This window comes from Caulifigura coniformis, from assembly GCF_007745175.1.
GTDB classification, from domain to species: domain Bacteria; phylum Planctomycetota; class Planctomycetia; order Planctomycetales; family Planctomycetaceae; genus Caulifigura; species Caulifigura coniformis.
Genome location: NZ_CP036271.1, coordinates 3,190,733 through 3,210,221, shown reverse-complemented (window position 1 = coordinate 3,210,221; position 19,489 = coordinate 3,190,733). Strand labels below are relative to the sequence as shown.

The following is a 19,489-nucleotide window of genomic DNA, read 5'->3' as shown; positions in this document are numbered from 1 at the left end:
CCGCAGTGGACGCACGTCCCGCTTCATCACCCGCCCCGGCGAATTCGATCCCCGGCTGCAAGGCGCTTTGCAGGTGAACTTGGTTGTCTTCGTTGACCTTCCGCATTCACCAGACGCCCGTGTTTTAAGCCCTTCCCTAAAGTGAAGCAATGAGATTTTTCTCAGAACGAACCGAATTCGGCAGAACCTGCCGAAGTTGATTCCAGCCCTCCAGACGACGCGTGGCCCGAAATCACGATGTTCAAACGATGTGGAGAACCGTATTCCACATCGATGCGGCGGATCTCCTCTTCAGATGCTGCCAGTGTCTCACACGCGCGACTTCGACAGCCGATCGCCGAAGAGAATCTCGTCCGTCAGCCGCTGCACCTGGCCCGTCCGGTCCACGCAGGCCAGCGTCGACTTCCCCTTCGCGATCAGCGTCTCACCCCGCATGACCGTGTACTCGTGCTCGAGCTTCGCGGGCGTCTGACGCGCGAGCCGCGTCTCGAGAGTCAGCTCATCGTCATATCGGCCCGGCGACTTGTAGTCGCACTCGATGTGAACCACGACCAGGAAAAAACCCCGCTCTTCCATCGTCCGGTAGTTGCCCCCCTGCTGGCGGAACAACTCCGTGCGCCCAATCTCGAAGTAATTGAAGAAGTTGGCGTGATGCAGATAGCTCATCGCGTCCGTTTCGCAGTAGCGGACGCGGATGACAGTCTTGCAGGAGGCGAGAGGCGTTTCAGACATGCGGCGGAGTCTAGCAACAGGCCCCCTGCCATTTCAAAAACGGGAGGCGGACCGGCTGGATCGTTCTCCCGGTCCGCAATGGCCCGATTCAGCGTTTCAGTGCGAGCACCAGGATCGTGGCCGCGAGAATCAGGACGAGCATCGTGAGATACCCATAGGTGAGCAACCGGAATTTGCGTTCGTAGGCGTTCCAGTATTCGACGCTCCGCTGTTCCGTTGTCGACTGGGCGGACAGGACTTCGTCATAGCGGCGAAGAGTCCGCTCGCGCGATTCCCGCAGTTCATCGCGAATCTGCGTCAGCAACTCGAGGATCCGGTCAGGGTCGTTCATGTCCTGCCTGCATGACGCCGCTCAGGGACTTACGCCAGCCGAAGCGCTTTGGAAGCGGCGCCCCAAAGCTCCTTTTCCACCGTCGGCCCGCACCAAGACACCGACACTTCATACCCGCCCAGCGGGAACGCTGCTTCCGTCGGAATGTACCACGGCCCTCCGTCGCCATATGCGGCACAGGCCACAAAACGCCCCTGCGACTCCTCCTGGGCCCGCAACTGGTATTCGATGAAACTCTCCGCGGGCAGATGCAGCATCGTCGCATCATTGACGTGCAACGCCGAGACAATAATCGGCTGGCCAGCCCGGCAACGCCTGAGGTAAGCCACCGTGTAAGTCGGCCGAAGGCGATTGACGACGGACTGCGAGGTGTCGGCAACCTGCTTCAGGATCGCCTCCTCATCCCACTTCGGATCGGGCGTCAGCTGCACCGGCACGGCCGACCACTCAATCGCGTTCACCGGCGTCGGGGCCAGCTTCGCCTCGGAAGCGACGATCGCATCATAGATACGGCGAACAAGCACAGGCCGCATCTCGTGCGTCCCGTCGTTGTACTTCCCGGCCGCGATGTTTCCGCCGCACCCGCTGAAGTAGATATGCGTGCAGTCGGGCTCCTCTGCCTGCCGCTTCTTTCGGGCGAGGCCGACGAAATCGGACGACGCACGCCCGTCCCCGTAGTAGCTCATCGGATGGCAGGCGTAGTAGTGGCACGACGCCACTTTCCGGTCGCCGCTGTAGAACGCGACCGTCTTCAGTTTCCGGTCGATTACCCCTTCGGTCGTGTCGGCATGGATCTGAGATTTCGAGGCGCTGCCTCGCATCGACATCAGCGTGCCATCCTCCTGCACGATCCGGCGATTCCCCGCCACGCGAAACACATCCGCCTCCCCCGTCGCGATGTGCGTCAGTGGAACCGCCTGCGCCAGCGACGCCTTTGCCGCCGCGGCGACCTTCTGCACTGTCGCGCGGAAGAAGTCGACAAACGTCAGCGGCGGCAGGTCCTTGTGCTGGGAAACAATGTTCTGCGCTTCGACACACGTGAACGGCGCGTTGTGCTGGTGAAGGCACTGCACCGCAACCCGCTCCGGATCCGTGCCGACCGCCTTGGCGACTTCAGACCGGAACTCGAGGTGCGCTCCGTTCATGATTCCCGTCCAGTCGACCGCGCACACCACGATCGGCTTCCCCGCCCCCTGGATCACATAACCCAACACCTCCTGCGCGTCGTCAACGACCTCGATCGGCTTGATCCAGCCCCCGCAGCAGGGCTGCCCCTTGGGCGAAGTGGCGTCCACACGGAATGTCGAGATCTGGAGAGGCTTCGCAGCGCCTCCCTGTTCCTGCGCCCCCTGCGCCAGCCCGGAAAGCGGAACTGATCCAGCGGCGGCAGCGGCGGAAACGGCACTCAACCAGTCACGGCGGGACAGTTCGGACACAGCGTTCTCCTCGGGGCGGGACATCAGCCGCCATTCTTCGGCGCACCGCCTCGCCGATGCAACCACCCCGGGGAAAGTCGTCCATTTGCCTGCGCAAGTTCCGCAAAGTGCATAGGCCGAACGGTTGAGAGTTGGACAGCGAGCAGGGACACTGCATTGCGGGTCGATGTGGGTCGTGAGCGAAGACATCAGGCGGACGGATTGCTTGCTATGCGCGGTGACGGAGTGCGATACACGAACCTGACTCGCCTCGTCGGCGTGGCGATGTTTTCGCTCTGCCTCTTGACCGGGCCCTGGGCGTTCGGAAAGCGGATCATGGCCGCGGGATATGACCGGCCCGGCAATGACGCCCAACAGTCGCGATCGGTCGTCCTCGCACGCCGCGGAATGGTTGCCACCAGCCATCCGATGGCCGCCGAAGTCGGTGTGGAAGTGCTGCGGAATGGCGGAACCGCGGCCGATGCCGCCATCGCCGTCAACGCCATGCTCGGCGTCGTCGAACCGATGAGCTGCGGCATCGGCGGCGACATGTTCGTCCTCTATTGGGACGCCAAAACAAAAACGCTCCATGGACTCAATGCCTCCGGCCGCGCTCCGGAGGCCATCTCCCGCGACGTCTTCACCTCCAGCCAGCTGACGGAGATCCCCAAGGACGGCCCGTTGACCTGGACTGTGCCCGGATGCGTCGATGGCTGGGAAGAACTGCGATCACGCTTCGGACGTAAGACTCTCGCCGACCTGCTCCAGCCCGCCATTCATACCGCGGAGGAAGGGTTCCCGGTCTCGGAAGTGATTGCGGAAAGCTGGAACGCCCAGGCGCCCGATCTGGCGAAGTGGCCCGACTCCGCCGCCACCTGGCTGCCGGATGGAAAGGCCCCTCGCTTCGGAGAGATCTTCCGCAATCCCCGACTGGCCGAGTCACTCCGCATGATCGGGAAAGAAGGACGCGACGCCTTCTACAAGGGCTCGATCGCAGACCGCATTTCCGCATTCAGCGACGCCAATGGCGGCTACCTGCGCAAGGTCGATCTCGAGAAGCACCAGAGCGAATGGGTCGAGCCGATCTCCACCGACTACCGCGGCAACACCGTCTGGGAGCTCCCACCGAACGGCCAGGGGCTGGCCGTTCTCGAAATGCTCAACATCCTCGAGTCTTACGACCTCAAGACGATGGGCCCGAACAGCCCTGACTACCTCCACCTGCTGATCGAGGCCAAAAAACTCGCCTTCGCCGACCGGGCCAAGTATTTCGCCGACCCCAAGTTCGGCCTCGTCCCGGTGAAGAACCTCCTCTCGAAGGAGTATGCGGCCCGCCAGCGTAAAAGAATCAATCCCAACAAGGCCGCAACCGATGTTCCCGCCGGTGACCTGACAATCACCAAGGGCGACACCGTCTACTTGTGCGTCGTCGACTCTGAAGGAAACTGCTGTTCGTTCATCCAGAGTAACTTTCAGGCCTTCGGCTCCAAGGTCACTCCGGGTGACGTCGGCTTCGTGATGCAGAATCGCGGGTCGCAGTTTGCTCTCGCAGAAGACCACGCCAACCGGCTCGAGCCGGGGAAGCGCCCCTTCCATACGATCATCCCCGCCATGGTCACGCGCGACGGAGCCCCCTGGCTGGTCTTCGGCGTCATGGGAGGAGACATGCAGGCGCAGGGACAGGTGCAGGTCCTCATCAACATCATCGACTTCGGGATGAACGTCCAGCAGGCCGGCGACGCTGCCCGGATCTACCATCAGGGATCCGCCTCGCCCACAGGAACTCCCGCGTCGCCGCATGGCGGTGAGGTGGCCGTCGAATCGGGAATCCCCAACGCCACCATGCGGTCCCTCGGAGATCGGGGCCACACCATCATCCGTTCGCCCGGCTCCTTCGGCGGATACCAGGCCATCCTCATCGACCGCGAACGCGGCGTCCTGCACGGAGGAACCGATCCCCGCAAGGACGGCGCCGCCGTCGGTTACTGACACTCCCCGCGTCGCCCAAGGTCGCAGCACCGCCCCGGCTGAACGCGACCACGAAGAAATCGATCCACCAGCGCTCGCCCTCTTCGAAGTTCACCTCCACCAGGACTGGCAACTATGAGAGTTTTCGCGGCACTGATTCTGTTCGGGGGCAACTTCTTCTCATCCTCCGCTCCAGCGGCCGACGTCAAGGCCTGGGCAGAAAAGGAACTCGATTCTCTCATCCCCCTCTACGAGCACCTGCACAGCCATCCGGAAGTTTCGTTCCAGGAGAAGGAAACTGCCGCCCGCATCGCCTCCGAACTCAAGGCCGCCGGATACGAAGTCCAGACCGACGTTGGCGGCCACGGAGTCGTCGGCCTTCTGAAAAATGGCGACGGCCCCACCGTCATGTGGCGCACCGACCTCGATGCCCTCCCCGTGATCGAAGAGACCGGCCTGCCGTTCGCCTCGAAGGTCAGGATCGCCGGCGCCGATGGCACTCCGGTCGGTGTGATGCACGCCTGCGGGCACGACGTCCACATGACCAACTTCATCGGCCTCGCCCGTATCCTCGCCGCGCACCGCGATGCGTGGTCGGGGACCGCCATGTTCGTCGGCCAGCCCGCTGAAGAACTCGGAAACGGCGCCAAGATCATGCTCGATGACGGCCTCTTCACGAAGATCCGCCGCCCCGATTTCGCCCTCGCCCTGCACTGCGACTCCGGACTCCAGTCCGGCCATGTCGCCTATCGCGGCGGATACATGATGGCCAATGCCGACGCCTGCGACATCGTGATGAAGGGCCGGGGCGGACATGGATCGAAGCCGGAGGCCTGTATCGACCCGATCCTGCAGGCGGCGCAACTCGTCGTCGAACTGCAGGCGGTCGTGGCGCGCGAGATCTCACCCCTCGAACCGGCCGTCATCACCGTCGGCTCCATTCACGGCGGCAGCAAGCACAACATCATCCCGAACGAATGCGCACTCAAGCTGACCATCCGCAGCTACACACCGGAGGTCCGCAAGGCCCTGCACGACGGCATCCGGCGGAAGGCCCTGGCGGTCGCGGCGTCATTCAACGCGCCGGAGCCAACGGTCCAGTTCAATGAAGGAACACCCGCGACAAAAAACGATGAAGACCTCGTCCAGCGTGTCATTCCCGCTCTCGCGGAGGCGACGGGCGACGATCGCATGCACCTCGCCGATCGCACGATGGGCGCAGAAGACTTCAGCTTCTACGGGCTGGCCGGTGTTCCGATCTTCATGTTTCGCCTGGGAACAGTGAAACCCGAGCTGTACGAGAAGTCGCAGAATGAGGGAATTCCACTTCCGTCACTGCATTCCTCGAAGTACGCCCCGGATGTACGGCCCGCGCTGAAAACCGGGCTCGCGACTTCTGCAGCAGCCATGATTTCTCTGATGCCCCGCAAGTAACGGCAACGGTCGAATCGGCTGGCATACGTTTGGCAAAATCGATTCTGCCGGCAGCCATTCAGCCACGGCGCGGCAATTTCAGCCTCACGGCGCGGCGAGACGCCCCGGGTGTTGTCGAAGGACTCACTGTCCGCCCTGCAGTGCATGCGGGGCATGCTCAAGGGGCTATCGGCATGAACTGTCCGCGTTGTGCATCTCAGAACATTCGCCGCAGTCAGTCCCAGGACTCGATCTGGTTCCGCTTCGTGCTGCAGAAAATGATGCGCTGCCAGCGCTGCTGCTACACCTTCGCCACGCCGCTGTGGGAGAAACCAGTGGAACTGGCCGCGGCTACGACGACCAAAGCACCTTCCGCCGACCGTGAACCTGTAACGGCATCCGCCTGACGCAGGCCTGAGCTGATGGCTGTGCGAACCATTTCGCACCGTTCCAGACGGCTCTTTTCAGTGGCGACTTGCGGGCCGCGTCCCGGACTCTCTCAAACGCCAGTTTCAGCAGCGAACCGCGCCATCAAGGCGTCCAGCTCCGTTCGACTCCCCGACTTCCTCCATGCCCGGATCGGCTGCAGGAAGCGATAGGTCGCATGCATCCGGAACGGACGAAAGTGGAAGGCGATGGGATTGAAGTCTCTTGATCCCGCTAAAAGCCGAAACGTGAGCGATGTCATCGTCATCTGATTGATCCAGGACTTGCGCTCCGACCAATTCAGCGTGACCACGCGTCCTGCAAGCCGGGGCAGCATTTCGCGCTCAAAGAATTCTTGCCAGTGAGGACTGTTGGAATAGACCAGCAGGATGTCCTTCCCGCGCGGGAGCCATGCGATCCAGATGACGAATTCAATGCCTGCCACCAACACCGCCTGACAGGCAGCCACAACCAGAAACAAGGGCAGCACAAGCAGCAGCAAGAGAGCCATCACCCACTGCGGGAGCGATCTCGGCGAACTTTTGCTTGGTAACACGCGATCATTTCTCAAGCAGCAATGTCCCCCACAGGCTCGGATCCGACGACACTGGAAACGACGACGTCACGCTGAACGACTGGTCCCCCAGTTCGGAATCGTGCAGCTGGTAGAAGAACCCCAGCCGCGACTGCGACGCCGGGTCGAACCCATTCAATACGCCGGCCGGGAACCAGGCTTCCAGCTCATAGCCGGTCTTCGAAACGGACGACCACACCAGCACATCGTCCTCGTCGACACGCGGCGCTTCTTCACGGGCACGCGGAACCGGCAGCGGTTTGGCCAGCGCCGCGAGACCGTCATCTCCTCCGCCCGCCGGCAGCAGGATGAAATGCTGGCAGAACCGCGTGGCATGATGCAGAGACTTGGTGTCCCGCATGTCGAACCACAGCCGCAGCCCGTCCGACCGCTGCACATCCCCCGGATCGCAGAACGGCGGAAACTTCTTCCCCGTCACCTTCACCGAGATGGCAAACCCGTCAGGGTTCCACGCCGCCCGGAGGTCGGCGAACTGCGGTTCATCCCCAATCGCCCCGGCATTCACCAGCCGGCAGGCCTCCGGCAGCTTCAGCCACGGGGCCGCGTCGCGTGGGAGGTCCACCACCCGGTGGACCGGCAGCGCAAAATGAAACAGGAACGGAGCAGGAATGACGGCGGGCATGCGAAGTGGTGAGCGGAAGGCGCTAGCCTCCGGTCATTTCAGGACGCGGCAACACGGAACACCCCGCTGACATCACGGAAGGCGCCCACAACATCGAAAAGCCTCGGTTTCAATCATCCCGTCCTTTTCGATCCTGCACCTCCATCATAGAGGCCCTGACAAGCTACAGGTCGACTTTGCGATCGTCCGGCCGTAATCGAGCCCCTTCCGCTCACATCTTTCTAACCCGCCTGCGTTTAGGTTGTCTCAACTTCCGGAAAGCCCCCCGCCGATCTCCTCTCCACTGGCCCCCCTTCCGGACGGCAATTATCGTATCGGCTCTGCCTGGAACACCCGTTCTCCTGCAGGTTTGCGAAATGACCATCGCTGTCGACGAGTACTTCCGCACCCGTAAGGACGATCGGAAGAAAGAGACTCGCTACCTCAACGTCATCAACAAGGACTCCTGCACCAGTTGCCAGTCCTGTGCGACGGTCTGCCCAGTCGACTGCATCTATGAAGTCCCGAGCGCCATCCCCGGCCAGAGCTATCACCAGATCGACACGTCGCGCTGCATCGGCTGCCAGATGTGCTACCGGTCGCCCAACGATTCCAACGATCACTACACGCTGACGATCTGTCCGTGGAACGCGATCGACATGCTCCACAACCCCAACGTCAGCCCGGACGCGGTGTCGTTGCTCGCACCTTACTGGCAGGGATCGGAAGCCGCCCTCCCCTGGGGCAAGCTCGAAGAGTACGGCTACCAGCTCTTCCTCGAAGGTCAGGTCTACCTGCCCACGGGTCGCCAGGACCTCATCGACCACGTTGAGTGGTTCACCCGTCCCGACTGGCTCTACAGCGAAGAAGGCGAGACAGTTCCGATCGCTCGCCTCGCCGGCCGGGATGAGACGAAGGTGAAATACGTCGCAACTCCTGAAGGCCGCGACCTCCTCGACTGCATCTTTCCCGAGTGGAAACGCATCTGGATGGACTGACGACGCATTCAGCTCTCAAAGCCCCCGGGTCGCCCCCGGGGGCTTTTTTTTCGAGCCTGCCAACGCCCTCTCGTGGCGCCTACGCCTCTTCTTCTTCCTCCTCGTCATCCCAGTCGTCGACGTCGGTGATCGTGACTGTGAAGATGTCGCCACAGCGGTAGCTCTTCCCGCCGACCAGCAGCGGCATCTCGTCGATCTCGCCAGGCGATTCGCCCCGTTCGACCATCGCCTCGCGTGCATCGATGGCCGCCATCAGGGCGTCGTTCACGTCATCGACCGTGAGGTTGCGCGGCTCGAGTGCGCCCTCAATGAGTTCGAACGCAACTTCGATTCCGCCTTCTCCACAGTCGTGGTCATGGTCGTGATCATGGCCGCAATCGTGATCGTGATCGTGCTGATGGGACATTCAAACTCCTGTTGGAAAACCGGGAACAATAGCACTGTCCCGTGGGTGATTTCAGATTCCTGCATCCATCAAGGTATCGCGCTTCGCTCTCCAGCCGACAATCTGGTTCGCGATCGCCACTTCGGAGCCGGCGTATCGGATATCGTCAGGATGCCGATGCACGGTGAAGGCGGAATGCGACCGCGCCACATCGGCCAGCGCGTCTTCCAGTCCCCGGTGAGCGATCGACGACTCGAGCGACATCGAGTCGATGAACACCAACGTCGCCGGTTGCACGCGGGGAAGATGCGAAACGAAGTCGAACCGGTCCTCGATGCCGTATTTCTCGACGATTCCCCGGGCCGGAATCCACAACCTGAGCGGGCTCGTCATTTCCACCAGTTCGTCCCCGCGCCCGTCGTCAACGAGCTGCCGGGCCTGATCGAAATGCCGTCGGAACGCGTGATCCTGAATGAGTTGCTCGTACTGCAAACGCGGCGGCGACAGCGCGACGATCTCCTCCACGCCCTTGATCGGATGTTCCGACTGCGACACGATCGCCTTCACACCCCCCAGGCTGTGCCCCAGGAGCGAGAGCTGTTCGTAACCCGCATCGTTCAGCCACGCAGCCGCAGCCTCGATGTCGAGGTGAGCGTCTGCCAGGCTCTCATACGCCGCCCCGCCTCGAACGCTCCCCGACATCGTCGGAATCTTCGCCACGAGGTCATGCCCTCGTGTATTCAGTCGCAGCACTGCTTCGCCGCGGGATGACAGCAACTGCGCCAGCCCTTCCAGGATCCCGGGCGCCGTGAAATTTGAGCCGGTGCCGTGCACGAAAATCCACGCTCGCCCGCGTGGCTTTCCTTCTGGCGGCGCGGAAACGGCGCCATCGAGGAGCAGTCCGTCTGTCGTCGGAACCCGAACCAGTCTATCGCCAGGGGAGGAGGCCAAATTCGATCCAATCCTGAAGATCGTAAATCCTGCGAAGCAGCATGACGAAGGTCGCAACCGAAAGAACAGCCACAGAATAAGCGATCAGCATCGATAACCCGATCGCATGCCGGCGTCCGCGAATCAGAAAGTAAACAGCAGCGGACACCCCACTCAAAACAAGGACGACCGTGCCGGCCCCGGGACCCGGCGTGCGCGAGTGGAACTCCAGGATCAATGCGGTCCACAACACGACCGCGAACGCGACGGGCGTCACTCGAATCGCGGTCGTCACCATGCGCTTGATGATGGGGTCAAGCACCGCCATCGACAACGTCCGCTCCTGGATAATAGTGCCTGAGAATCTCATCGAACGCCTTCCCCGCCTTGCCGAATCCGTTCGCCCCCCACTGGCACAGCCCCACGCCATGGCCATGCCCGATCCCATCAAGCCGCCACCGGTCCCCCTCTTTCTCGACCGAGAACCACACGCTGAATAGATCGGTCCGCGGCAGCCCGCTCCGGAAGCTCCGCGTATCGAGCGTCAGACTCTGGCCAGCTTTGTCGCGAACGATCAGCTCCGGAAGTCGGGTCCGGTCTTCTGAGTGTGCAACCTCGGCCGCGTGCACTTCGAACGTCGCCGGAGCCTTCTTCCCCAGTCCCTTCCGCATGCCGGCCGAAATCTCCGAGGCTGTCAGCCGGGTCGACCATCGATAGCGCGGACACTCCTGGCAGTGGCCGCACACGACGCTCGGCATGTCCGTCGCGTCTGGAAACGTCGTCGTTCCGGTGCTCGTCACTCCACCGCAGCAGGCTGAGTAATACGTCCGGGCGAGTTTCCCATTGCGCCGCAGAACCTTTCCAAGGGTCTCCCGAACCGCCTGCCGCGACTTCGCCGATTCCCCGGCAAAAGCCCGCCCCTTTCCGTCCCGGTACTGGAACCCGTGGTAGTTCTGGTCTCGCGTCGGCGACGCGTAGACGTCGAACTCCCTCGCCGCGTTCTGCTCGCGGCGACGCAACGCATAGGTTCGCGCGGCCACGGTCTGGGCTTTCCGGGCTTCGTTGTGGAACTGCCCCGGAATCTCACCGTCGATCACCGAGCACAGGTAGTGCTCGAACGGAAGCACGTTGACCACCCAGAACCGCCGATTGTCGAACGGAACCAGCCGCAGGCTCCCGCGGTAGAAGCGGTCGTTCACCCACAGCCCCGGCGATGTCGCTGGCCGGAGTTCAATGGCCCGCCCCGACAGCTTCCTGCCGCCGGCCATCCATTCTCCACCCTTCCGTTCGATCCGCACGTCCGATCTCGCGGCCGAGGTCAGCTGCGACTTCGCTTTCCCGAGTTCGTGCAGCGTCGTCTCAAAGGCAGTCGTGATGACAACCGAACCCTCGAACGGGTCGTCGCTCAGACAGACCCGGATGTCCCCTGTCTTTCCCACCTCCGGCAATTGATCCGTCGGAGCAGCCGCAGCCAGAAGCAGACGAGGCGTTGTCGCGGCGGCCAAGGCGGCCAAAGCCGCGCGCCGCGAAACCTCTGAAAACGTCATCACGCATTCCCTGTCGTCGAAGACTTGCTGCGAAGGTGCCAATGCATGGCCTTGCCCGCCTCGTCCGGATCGCCCGAGGCGATCGCGTCGATCAGGATCTGGTGATTGCGGGCCATGTTCTTGAAATCGCCCCGGGGCGCGTTCGCCAGCAGCCGCCGGCGAACGATCTCCAGCATATGACTCCGGGCCAGCGCGTCGATCAACTGCGCATTGCGACTCAGCTTGGCGATCGCAACATGCAGCTCCACGTCGATCCTTTCCGCATCCGCCCGTCGCCCTTCGGCCACCATCGCTTCCATCTGCGCGATGTGTGTCTGCAGTTCGTCGATGTCCTCCCTGTTCGACAGTCGCGCCGCCAGGCGGGCCGCTTCCGTCTCGAGGGCCCGTCGCACCACCAGCAGTTGATCAAGAAGGAGTGGCGTCCATTCGGCAATTCGGTAACCCGACCCGCGGCCATGCTGCACCAGTCCCTCATGCGCCAGGCGATGCAGGGCGGTGATGACCGGCCCGTTGCTCGTCCGCATCGAGGTCGCGATCGACTGAATTGAGAGGTGCGTTCCCTGTGGATGAACGCCGTCGAGAATCTCCTCCCGCAAACGCTCGTAGACACGGGCGGTCAGGGCTCCACTGCGTTTCGGCGATGGACCAGCCGATTTTCGAGTGGGCATCAGAAGAGACGATTTCGAAAGCGAACGGGGAACAAGAGCCTGGCCAAGCGTCATATTAATCACCCGTGAATTCCGAGAACACGTTTGACTGGTTCGGCCGCGACGGTAGGATGAAAAGCTGCAGTCCCAATTAATTGAACTCTAGTTTCATGCAATTGGCTACTGCCAAATTCGACGAAACTCGCTGATTCACGCTGACAAACCACGTTTCTGCTTCCGTTCCAAAGGAGCACGCTGGATGTCTCGTTCTCGCCGGGGCTTTACGCTGATCGAACTGCTCGTTGTGATCGCGATCATCGCGATTCTCATTGCCCTCCTGCTGCCCGCTGTTCAACAGGCACGTGAGGCGGCACGCCGAACCCAATGCAAGAACAACCTCAAGCAGCTGGCGCTCGCCTGCCACAACTTTGAGGACACCTACCAGGCTTTCCCTTACGGCATTCTCAGAGCCCAGGGAAACTATCTGAGCGGCACGGCCAACCATAACCCCGGCATCGACACCGCGGAGTTCAGCGCCGGCTGTCAGCCGTTCGCCATGCCATTCCCGGAGTGGACGAATAAGTCGACGATGCCCCCGTCCCAACCGCGACGCTACGCCATGATGCACCAGCTCCTCCCCTACATGGAGCAGGCCCCCCTCTTCAATCGCTGGGACAACGTCGACTTCAACAGAAACCGCAGAGTTCAGCCGACAGATCCCGATTGGGTCGGCGAACACTTCTTCCAGACATCGCTCCCCTACCTCATCTGCCCGACAAACCCGGCCGGACCGAAAAACAGATCCACAACCCCGGCCGACTCCGGCAAGTACGCCATCACCAGCTACCTCGGCTGTGCAGGCTTTCGCAGCTATCCGCGGTGCAATTCAACCCGCCCCGGGCTCTGCTTTCATCCCACGATGAATCCCAAGGATCTCGCCGGAATGTTCCACCAGAACGTGAAACTGAAGATCCGCGACGCGACCGACGGCACGTCCAACACGATCCTTCTCGGCGAACGGCAGATCTACGATCCGGTGTTCGACGCAATCCCCGATGAAAGCATCGCCGACTGGGGCTGGGTCTGGTTCGGCGCACAGGCCGATGCCCTGATCGCCACCGGCGTGAAGATCAACTTCCGCCTGCCAGCCAACTTCGCCGGCCTCGACGCCGGGACTCAGCAGCAACTGTTCGACGACCGAATGAATGCCATGGGCAGCATGCACGTCGGCGGAACACAGGTGGCGATGACGGACGGCTCTGTCAGGTTCCTGTCAGAGAACATTTCCAACATTGTGTTCATTGCCCTGGGAAGCCGTGGCAAGGGAGATATCGTCGGCGAATTCTGACGGCAGGCGGAATCCCCTGCCTGATCGTGAGTGAACCCCGGCGCTGAGAGGGTTCAGCCCGGGATTCCCGTCCCTGCAGATCCTGGTCGCCTACTTCCCTTGAGGACTTTGCACCATGTCGACGCGTGAACGCACCGTCTGGGCTTTGCTCGCGCTCGCAGTCTTCTCGGGTTGCGGGGAAAGCGAACTCACCCTGGCGAACGCCGGAGGAGCGATCCTCCTGGACGGCAAGCCCCTCGAGAATGTGCGGGTGGAGTTCTGGCCCGTCACCGAGGGGCCGCAGTCGGCCGGTCTGACGAACGAGGAAGGGAAATTCGTCCTGGCGACGATCGATGATGACAAGCCGGGCGCCGTGCTCGGCAAGCACAAGGTTGTCCTCCGCGATGTCAGCATCGTCGAGAAATTCATGGGACGCGCCGGGGGGGAGATGGACCTCACCAAGGGAAAGAAACCCCGGATTTCAAGCAAGTACGCCAACGTCACGCTCACTCCGCTGGAAGCGGAAGTGACCGCGGACGGCCAGGACCTGAAATTCGAAGTGGAACCGTTCAAGAAATAGCGCTCGCCCCCGACCATCGCTGAACGAGATCACATCCGATCGGCAATGGCGATGGGATTTCGAGGCTCCTCCTGAACCGCGAGTATTGCCGTCGAGTCACCTGAATGAAACGCGCGCTAGCCGCGTGAGAGTCGTCGGACACCCCGGATCAAGCATGTCGTCGGATTCCACTGGACCGGCCCGCATCGTGTCGCTGGATCAGTTCCGCGGCTACACAGTGGCCGGAATGTTCCTGGTCAACTTTCTCGGGGCGTTCCTGGCCTGCCCGCGAATCCTCAAACACACGCACGACTACTGCAGCTATGCCGACACCATCATGCCGCAGTTCCTGTTCGCGGTCGGCTTCGCGTTCCGGCTGACCTTCGAACGACGCGTGCAGCGGGAAGGAGCGCTCGCAGCCTATCTCCGCGCCGTCCGCCGCATCCTGGGACTGGCGCTCGTCGCCTTTGCGGTCTACGTCGTCGTCCCCGCCATCCAGTCGTGGCCGAAAATCCTCGACCGCCCTCCCGGCGAACTCTTCTATTCCATCTGCAAACGCGAATGGTGCCAGACGCTGCTCCACATCGCGATCACGTCGCTCTGGATCCTTCCCGTGATCCGCACGCCCGCGCCCCTCAGGATCGCGTTCGCCGCGGCCTCCGGAGCGTTGCACGTCGGCCTCTCGGCCTGGTTCAATTTCACCTGGGTCAATACGACGCCTAATGGCATCGACGGCGGCCCGCTCGGATTCCTGACCTGGACGATCCCCGCCATCGCAGGAACCCTGGCCTGCGACATGGTGACGGGAAGCCATCTCCGGTCCCCCATCGGGGCAATGGTGAAGTCCGGCGTCGCGCTCATGCTCGCTGGCTGGATCATGTCCTGCGGAACGCGCCTGTACGACGTTCCGCAGAGCGCGGAGACGTTCGCGACGGCACGGGAAGTCGCGCACAGAAAGCTGGCGCCCGACGCAGTGATTCCTCCCAGTGAGACATGGGAAGGTCGAACCTGGACATCCCTCTTGGCCGAGCCGCCGTTTGTGCCTCCGCCCGACGCCAGGCATCGTCAGTGGAACTACTGGATGATGAGCCAGCGGGCCGGCTCGCTCTCGTACCTGACGTTTTCTGCCGGCTTCAGCATGGTGGTCTTCGCCCTGTTCTATGTCGCCTGCGACATCCTGGGCTGGCACAGCTCACTGTTCCGGACGTTGGGGGTCAATGCCCTCGCGGGGTACATCCTGCATGACTTCACCGGGGACCTTATTCGGCAGTACGCTCCCCGCGATTGCTCGCCCATCACCATGTGGGGCGCCTTCGCAGTCTACTTCGCCATCACCTGGGCCATTCTGAGAGTGATGGAGAAACGCGGACTTTTCTTCCGGATGTAAATCACCGCGAACAACGTCGTCGGTCACCGGGCTGGGAGCCTCGATCGACATGGTCAACGGCGCCCGCAGTCCTGATCAGGCGACCCTCCCTGTCCACAAAAAAAGCCCGGGGAGTTCGTCCCCGGGCTTCTGGCGTGTGCACGCCCGCAATTCCTAGTACCGGTAGTGATCCGGCTTGTACGGGCCCGTCGCCGGGACGCCCAGGTAATCCGACTGCTTCTGGGTCATCTTCGTCAGCTTCACGCCGAGCTTGTCGAGGTGCAGCCGGGCGACTTCTTCATCGAGCTTCTTCGGCAGCACGTGCACGCCGAGTTCAAACGCGTCCGGGTTCGACCACATCTCGATCTGGGCGACGACCTGATTCGTAAAGCTGTTCGACATCACAAACGCCGGATGACCGTCGGCACAGCCAAGGTTCACGAGCCGGCCTTCCGCCAGCACGATGATCGCCTTGCCGTCGGGATAGACGTACTTGTCGACCGGGCCGCCGACATCCGAATCCTTCTTCACCGAAACCTTCTTCACGTCCTTCCGGTTGTTCAGGTAGGCCATGTCGATTTCGATATCGAAGTGGCCGATGTTGCAGACAATGGCGTGGTCCTTCATCGCGTCCAGGTGTTCCGGACGAATGATGTCGCAGCAACCCGTCGTCGTAACGAAGATGTCGGCCTCGCCGGCAACTTCTTCGAGCGTCGTGACCTGGTAACCGTGCATCGCCGCCTGCAGGGCGCAGATCGGGTCGATCTCGGTCACAATGACGCGGGCGCCAAGGCCCTTCATCGCGTCCGCACAGCCCTTGCCGACGTCGCCATAGCCGGCAACCACCACAATCTTGCCGGCGATCATCACGCCCGTGGCACGCTTGATACCGTCGCCCAGCGACTCACGGCAGCCATACAGGTTGTCGAACTTGCTCTTGGTGACCGAGTCGTTGACGTTGATCGCCGGAACGCCGAGCTTGCCGGCCTGGTGCATTTGGTACAGCCGGTGAACGCCGGTCGTCGTCTCTTCGGTGATCCCCTTGATGCCCTTCAGCAGCTCGGGAAACTTCTCATGGACCATGACCGTCAGGTCGCCGCCATCGTCCAGGATCATATTCAGCGGCTTGCCGCCGTCGAAGTAGATCGTCTGTTCGATGCACCAGTCGAACTCTTCGGCCGTTTCGCCCTTCCAGGCGAACACAGGAATGCCCGCGGCGGCGATGGCGGCGGCGGCGTGGTCCTGCGTCGAGAAGATGTTGCAGCTCGACCAGCGGACTTCGGCGCCCAGCTCGATCAGCGTTTCGATCAGAACGGCCGTCTCGATCGTCATGTGCAGGCAGCCGGCGATCCGGGCGCCCTTCAGCGGCTTCGACTTGCCGTATTTCGCACGCAGCGACATCAGGCCGGGCATTTCCTTCTCGGCCAGCTCGATCTGCTTGCGGCCGAGTTCGGCCTGCTTGATGTCCTTGACCTTGTACGGAAGCGGTTTGGCAGCAACGGACATTTCGTCAAAACCTCTTGAGGCGGGGGAGCACCGGGAATACAGCGAGGCGGCCACATGAGGGCCCGCTCCTGAGCAGACCGCAACTCGGGCGCAATTTTCACCAGCGCGAACGCGAAGAAGATATGGAAGCCGCCGAGCGTGGACAAGGGGCGAACCCGGAAGGACAATCAAATCTTCTCAATCTGTCACGGCCTGTACGGATTCGCGAGAATGACAAGCTTTCTGAGGGCCACCGTCGCCCTCCTGAGCGGCCTGGCTCCTCTCCTCGCGACCGCCTCGGATCCTCCGCTCCCCCGCAGCCCTGTCCTTACGGGCGTGCAGTTCGACTGGTCCACTCACCGGCGTCTCGCTCCCGGCAGCGACAACTGGCCCATCACCTGGGCCGACGACGGACATCAATACACCGCCTTCGGCGACGGCGGAGGCTTCGGCGGCACAAATTCCAAAGGCCGCGTCAGCCTCGGCGTCGCCCGCATCGAGGGAGACTGGGACAGCTACCACGGACACAACGTCTGGGGCGGCGTCGACGCCGAAAGGCAGGCCACTTTCCCCGGCAAGAGCTACGGCATCATCTGTGTCGACGGCGTCCTCACGATGTGGAACAGCTCCCCCATCCCCAACGGACCAGACCAGCCGAGGCCCTATCAGGAAGCCCGCCTCGCCGAATCACGCGATCACGGCAAGTCTTGGCAGTTGGCCGACTGGGCCTTCACGAGGGAACAGGGGGTGATGGTCCCCACCATCTGCCAGTTCGGCCGCGACAACGCCGGCGCCCGCGATGAATTCGTGTACCACTACCTCATCCGCTTCCAGTCCGACACCGGCCCCGATAGCGCTCCCGATCGCAACGCCTGCCTCGTCATCCAGCGCCCCGGCGCGATCGACCTCGCTCGCGTTCCCCGACACAGGCAACTCGACCGCAGCGCCTGGACCTTCTTCTCGGGCCACAACGACCGCGGCGAGCCCACCTGGACCAGCGACCTCGACCAACGCAAGCCCGTCTTCGAAGACCCGACCGGGGGCGTCGGCTGGAACCTCGGCGTCAGCTACAACGCCGGACTCAAGCGCTATCTCCTCTGCACCGAACACGGCGAATCCCACCGCGGCATCATTGGCGTCTTCGACGCGCCGGAACCCTGGGGCCCGTGGACCACAGTGCTCTACGAGAACGATTGGGGGGCAGGACACATTCCCCTGAACACGTTCTGCTGGTTTCTCCCGACCAAATGGATGTCCGCCGACGGACGCTCATTCACCATGGTCTTCAGCGGCCGGAAAGAGAACGACTCCTGGAACACAGTTCGTGGACAGTTCCGCATCCACCCGTAAAGCGCGACCTTCCTGCCCCCCCCGTCGCCTGCTGCCAACGAAACGGGCAGCTCTGCCAGGCAGACGGCGAAAACCATCCCAAGAGGTCCCCCCTTGGGGACGGAATTCCCCTCGATTGATCAGGGTTCCGTCAATCGGCACACGGCCCGGCCGTCGCCGCCCCCTGCCCCGGCATAATTCGTGCACGGAGCTGTATCTCTTGATCTATTTTTTTTCAGCCAGCGCTCGGCGACCCATCATTCGACAACGTGTCTGAATTTGAGAGGAGCCGATGTCTATGAGTCATTCGCGCCGAGGCTTCACGCTCATCGAACTGCTGGTGGTCATCGCGATCATCGCGATTCTGATCGCCCTGCTCCTCCCGGCCGTGCAGCAGGCCCGCGAAGCCGCCCGACGCTCACAGTGCAAGAACAACATGAAGCAGCTCGGGCTGGCGCTGCATAACTACCACGACACTCACGGAGTCTTCCCCTATCGGCAGGGGGGCACCGCCAGCAACATCACCCGCGCCAGCGGCTACATCCAGCTCCTTCCCTACTTCGAACAGGGCCCACTCTATAACCAGATCAGTTCGTCCCAGACATTCGGCGGCGTGAACTTCGAACCGTTCGGCGACGACGTCCCCGATGGATCCGCCTACCGCCCCTGGTATTCCGATATCCCCGTCCTGGTCTGCCCCTCGTCTCCCACCACCAAGCACTACATCACCCTCGTGCACTACGGGTTCTCGTCAGGTGATACTGCCTGGTGGGCCACGCAGTACGTCAGCCTCGACAACGCACGAAAGCTCGTCCGTGGACCGTTCGGATACCAGACCTCAAAGCGAATCGCGGACCTCTCGGACGGCACCAGCAACACGATCCTCATGGGGGAACTCACGACGTCCCGTGGCGGACGCGATTCGCTGGGAGGCGTCCTCCGTGGTCAGGGGAATGGAGTCGTCGACAATCCCGCCAGCTGTCTTGTGATGGCGAACAAGGGAACCGGCGAATTCCTCGGAACCGACTTCGTCTCCACCAGCCGTGGCTCGCGCTGGGCAGGTGGCATGATCTCCTACACCACCGTCAACACGATCCTCCCCCCCAACTCGCCCGCCTGCACGGTCGGATCCGACTTCCGTCAAGCAGGCCAGTATCCCGTCCAGAGCCGCCACGTCGGGGGTGCTCACGTGGTGCTGGGCGACGGCGCCGTCCGGTTCGTCAGCGAAAACATCGATGCGGGGAATCTCTCGTCGCAGGACCTCCGCGTCGTGACCGGAAGATCCCCCTACGGCGTCTGGGGCGCCCTGGGCTCCATCTCGGGCTCAGAAACCACCGGCGAGTTCTGACTCGGACAACGACGAAATCTCGACGACAGATTTGCTGCCTGTGGGAGTTCGACTGGCAGGGCGCGGAGCCTCCCTGCCAGTTGAACT

At 62.4% G+C, this 19,489-nt stretch carries 20 protein-coding genes; 9 read left to right on the top strand and 11 right to left on the bottom strand.

Features of this window, described 5'->3' with window-relative positions:
- Window positions 1–309: 309 nt before the first annotated feature.
- From Pan44_RS12825 to Pan44_RS12815, 3 genes are all read right to left on the bottom strand, one after another.
- Window positions 310–732, bottom strand: a complete 423-nt coding sequence (locus Pan44_RS12825) for an acyl-CoA thioesterase (protein WP_145030437.1) — start codon at window positions 730–732, stop codon at window positions 310–312.
- Window positions 733–820: 88 nt separating this feature from the next.
- Window positions 821–1,063 carry a hypothetical protein gene (locus Pan44_RS12820; protein WP_145030436.1) on the bottom strand — a complete coding sequence of 81 codons (243 nt, stop codon included), beginning with the start codon at window positions 1,061–1,063 and terminating at the stop codon, window positions 821–823.
- Between the two features lie 29 nt (window positions 1,064–1,092).
- Complete coding sequence (locus Pan44_RS12815) at window positions 1,093–2,499, bottom strand: hypothetical protein (RefSeq protein WP_145030435.1); 1,407 nt, start codon at window positions 2,497–2,499, stop codon at window positions 1,093–1,095.
- 210 nt (window positions 2,500–2,709) lie between these two features.
- Here Pan44_RS12815 and ggt point away from each other — a divergent pair, with 210 nt between their 5' ends.
- The 3 genes from ggt (at window position 2,710) to Pan44_RS12800 (ending at window position 6,266) form a co-directional block, all read left to right on the top strand.
- Window positions 2,710–4,467, top strand: a complete 1,758-nt coding sequence (gene ggt / locus Pan44_RS12810) for a gamma-glutamyltransferase (protein ID WP_231754315.1) — start codon at window positions 2,710–2,712, stop codon at window positions 4,465–4,467.
- 114 nt (window positions 4,468–4,581) lie between these two features.
- Window positions 4,582–5,880 carry a M20 metallopeptidase family protein gene (locus Pan44_RS12805; protein WP_145030434.1) on the top strand — a complete coding sequence of 433 codons (1,299 nt, stop codon included), beginning with the start codon at window positions 4,582–4,584 and terminating at the stop codon, window positions 5,878–5,880.
- Window positions 5,881–6,053: 173 nt separating this feature from the next.
- Window positions 6,054–6,266: a hypothetical protein gene (locus tag Pan44_RS12800; RefSeq protein ID WP_145030433.1), complete on the top strand. Its 213-nt coding sequence runs from the start codon at window positions 6,054–6,056 to the stop codon at window positions 6,264–6,266.
- 92 nt (window positions 6,267–6,358) lie between these two features.
- Here the strand turns inward: Pan44_RS12800 and Pan44_RS12795 are convergent, their stop codons facing one another.
- Window positions 6,359–6,796, bottom strand: coding sequence for a hypothetical protein (locus Pan44_RS12795; RefSeq protein ID WP_145030432.1), 438 nt, complete (start codon window positions 6,794–6,796; stop codon window positions 6,359–6,361).
- A 49-nt stretch (window positions 6,797–6,845) separates the two neighbouring features.
- On the bottom strand, window positions 6,846–7,502 hold the full coding sequence (locus tag Pan44_RS12790; RefSeq protein ID WP_145030431.1) for a DOMON domain-containing protein: 657 nt from the start codon (window positions 7,500–7,502) through the stop codon (window positions 6,846–6,848).
- A 356-nt stretch (window positions 7,503–7,858) separates the two neighbouring features.
- Between Pan44_RS12790 and Pan44_RS12785 the strand changes: the two genes are divergently transcribed.
- The gene (locus Pan44_RS12785; protein WP_145030430.1) at window positions 7,859–8,479 is read left to right on the top strand and encodes a 4Fe-4S dicluster domain-containing protein; all 621 of its coding nucleotides are present in this window, start codon (window positions 7,859–7,861) and stop codon (window positions 8,477–8,479) included.
- Between the two features lie 79 nt (window positions 8,480–8,558).
- Here Pan44_RS12785 and Pan44_RS12780 read toward each other — a convergent pair whose 3' ends face one another.
- From Pan44_RS12780 to Pan44_RS12760, 5 genes are all read right to left on the bottom strand, one after another.
- The gene (locus Pan44_RS12780) at window positions 8,559–8,885 is read right to left on the bottom strand and encodes a hypothetical protein (RefSeq protein WP_145030429.1); all 327 of its coding nucleotides are present in this window, start codon (window positions 8,883–8,885) and stop codon (window positions 8,559–8,561) included.
- Window positions 8,886–8,936: 51 nt separating this feature from the next.
- Window positions 8,937–9,698: an alpha/beta fold hydrolase gene (locus tag Pan44_RS12775; RefSeq protein ID WP_197454054.1), complete on the bottom strand. Its 762-nt coding sequence runs from the start codon at window positions 9,696–9,698 to the stop codon at window positions 8,937–8,939.
- 94 nt (window positions 9,699–9,792) lie between these two features.
- A complete protein-coding gene (locus tag Pan44_RS12770; RefSeq protein ID WP_145030427.1) occupies window positions 9,793–10,128 on the bottom strand; it encodes a hypothetical protein in 336 nt (111 codons plus the stop codon).
- Window positions 10,109–11,341 carry a SpoIID/LytB domain-containing protein gene (locus Pan44_RS12765; protein WP_145030426.1) on the bottom strand — a complete coding sequence of 411 codons (1,233 nt, stop codon included), beginning with the start codon at window positions 11,339–11,341 and terminating at the stop codon, window positions 10,109–10,111. Before Pan44_RS12765 ends, Pan44_RS12770 begins: the two co-directional genes overlap by 20 nt.
- Window positions 11,341–12,009 (bottom strand): GntR family transcriptional regulator, encoded by a 669-nt coding sequence (locus tag Pan44_RS12760; RefSeq protein WP_197454053.1) that lies wholly within the window; start codon window positions 12,007–12,009, stop codon window positions 11,341–11,343. Before Pan44_RS12760 ends, Pan44_RS12765 begins: the two co-directional genes overlap by 1 nt.
- A gap of 238 nt (window positions 12,010–12,247) precedes the next feature.
- Between Pan44_RS12760 and Pan44_RS27875 the strand changes: the two genes are divergently transcribed.
- The 3 genes from Pan44_RS27875 to Pan44_RS12745 all read left to right on the top strand — a co-directional run bounded on the left by Pan44_RS27875 (window position 12,248) and on the right by Pan44_RS12745 (window position 15,261).
- Window positions 12,248–13,336, top strand: a complete 1,089-nt coding sequence (locus tag Pan44_RS27875; RefSeq protein WP_145030424.1) for a DUF1559 domain-containing protein — start codon at window positions 12,248–12,250, stop codon at window positions 13,334–13,336.
- A 115-nt stretch (window positions 13,337–13,451) separates the two neighbouring features.
- Entirely contained in the window at window positions 13,452–13,895 is a 444-nt protein-coding gene (locus Pan44_RS12750) for a hypothetical protein (RefSeq protein ID WP_145030423.1), read from the top strand.
- A gap of 154 nt (window positions 13,896–14,049) precedes the next feature.
- Window positions 14,050–15,261: a heparan-alpha-glucosaminide N-acetyltransferase domain-containing protein gene (locus Pan44_RS12745; RefSeq protein WP_145030422.1), complete on the top strand. Its 1,212-nt coding sequence runs from the start codon at window positions 14,050–14,052 to the stop codon at window positions 15,259–15,261.
- 153 nt (window positions 15,262–15,414) lie between these two features.
- Here Pan44_RS12745 and ahcY read toward each other — a convergent pair whose 3' ends face one another.
- Complete coding sequence (gene ahcY / locus Pan44_RS12740; RefSeq protein ID WP_145030421.1) at window positions 15,415–16,746, bottom strand: adenosylhomocysteinase; 1,332 nt, start codon at window positions 16,744–16,746, stop codon at window positions 15,415–15,417.
- 210 nt (window positions 16,747–16,956) lie between these two features.
- Between ahcY and Pan44_RS12735 the strand changes: the two genes are divergently transcribed.
- Window positions 16,957–18,075 (top strand): DUF4185 domain-containing protein, encoded by a 1,119-nt coding sequence (locus Pan44_RS12735; protein WP_145030420.1) that lies wholly within the window; start codon window positions 16,957–16,959, stop codon window positions 18,073–18,075.
- 271 nt (window positions 18,076–18,346) lie between these two features.
- On the top strand, window positions 18,347–19,402 hold the full coding sequence (locus Pan44_RS12730) for a DUF1559 domain-containing protein (RefSeq protein ID WP_231754314.1): 1,056 nt from the start codon (window positions 18,347–18,349) through the stop codon (window positions 19,400–19,402).
- Window positions 19,403–19,489: the final 87 nt, after the last annotated feature.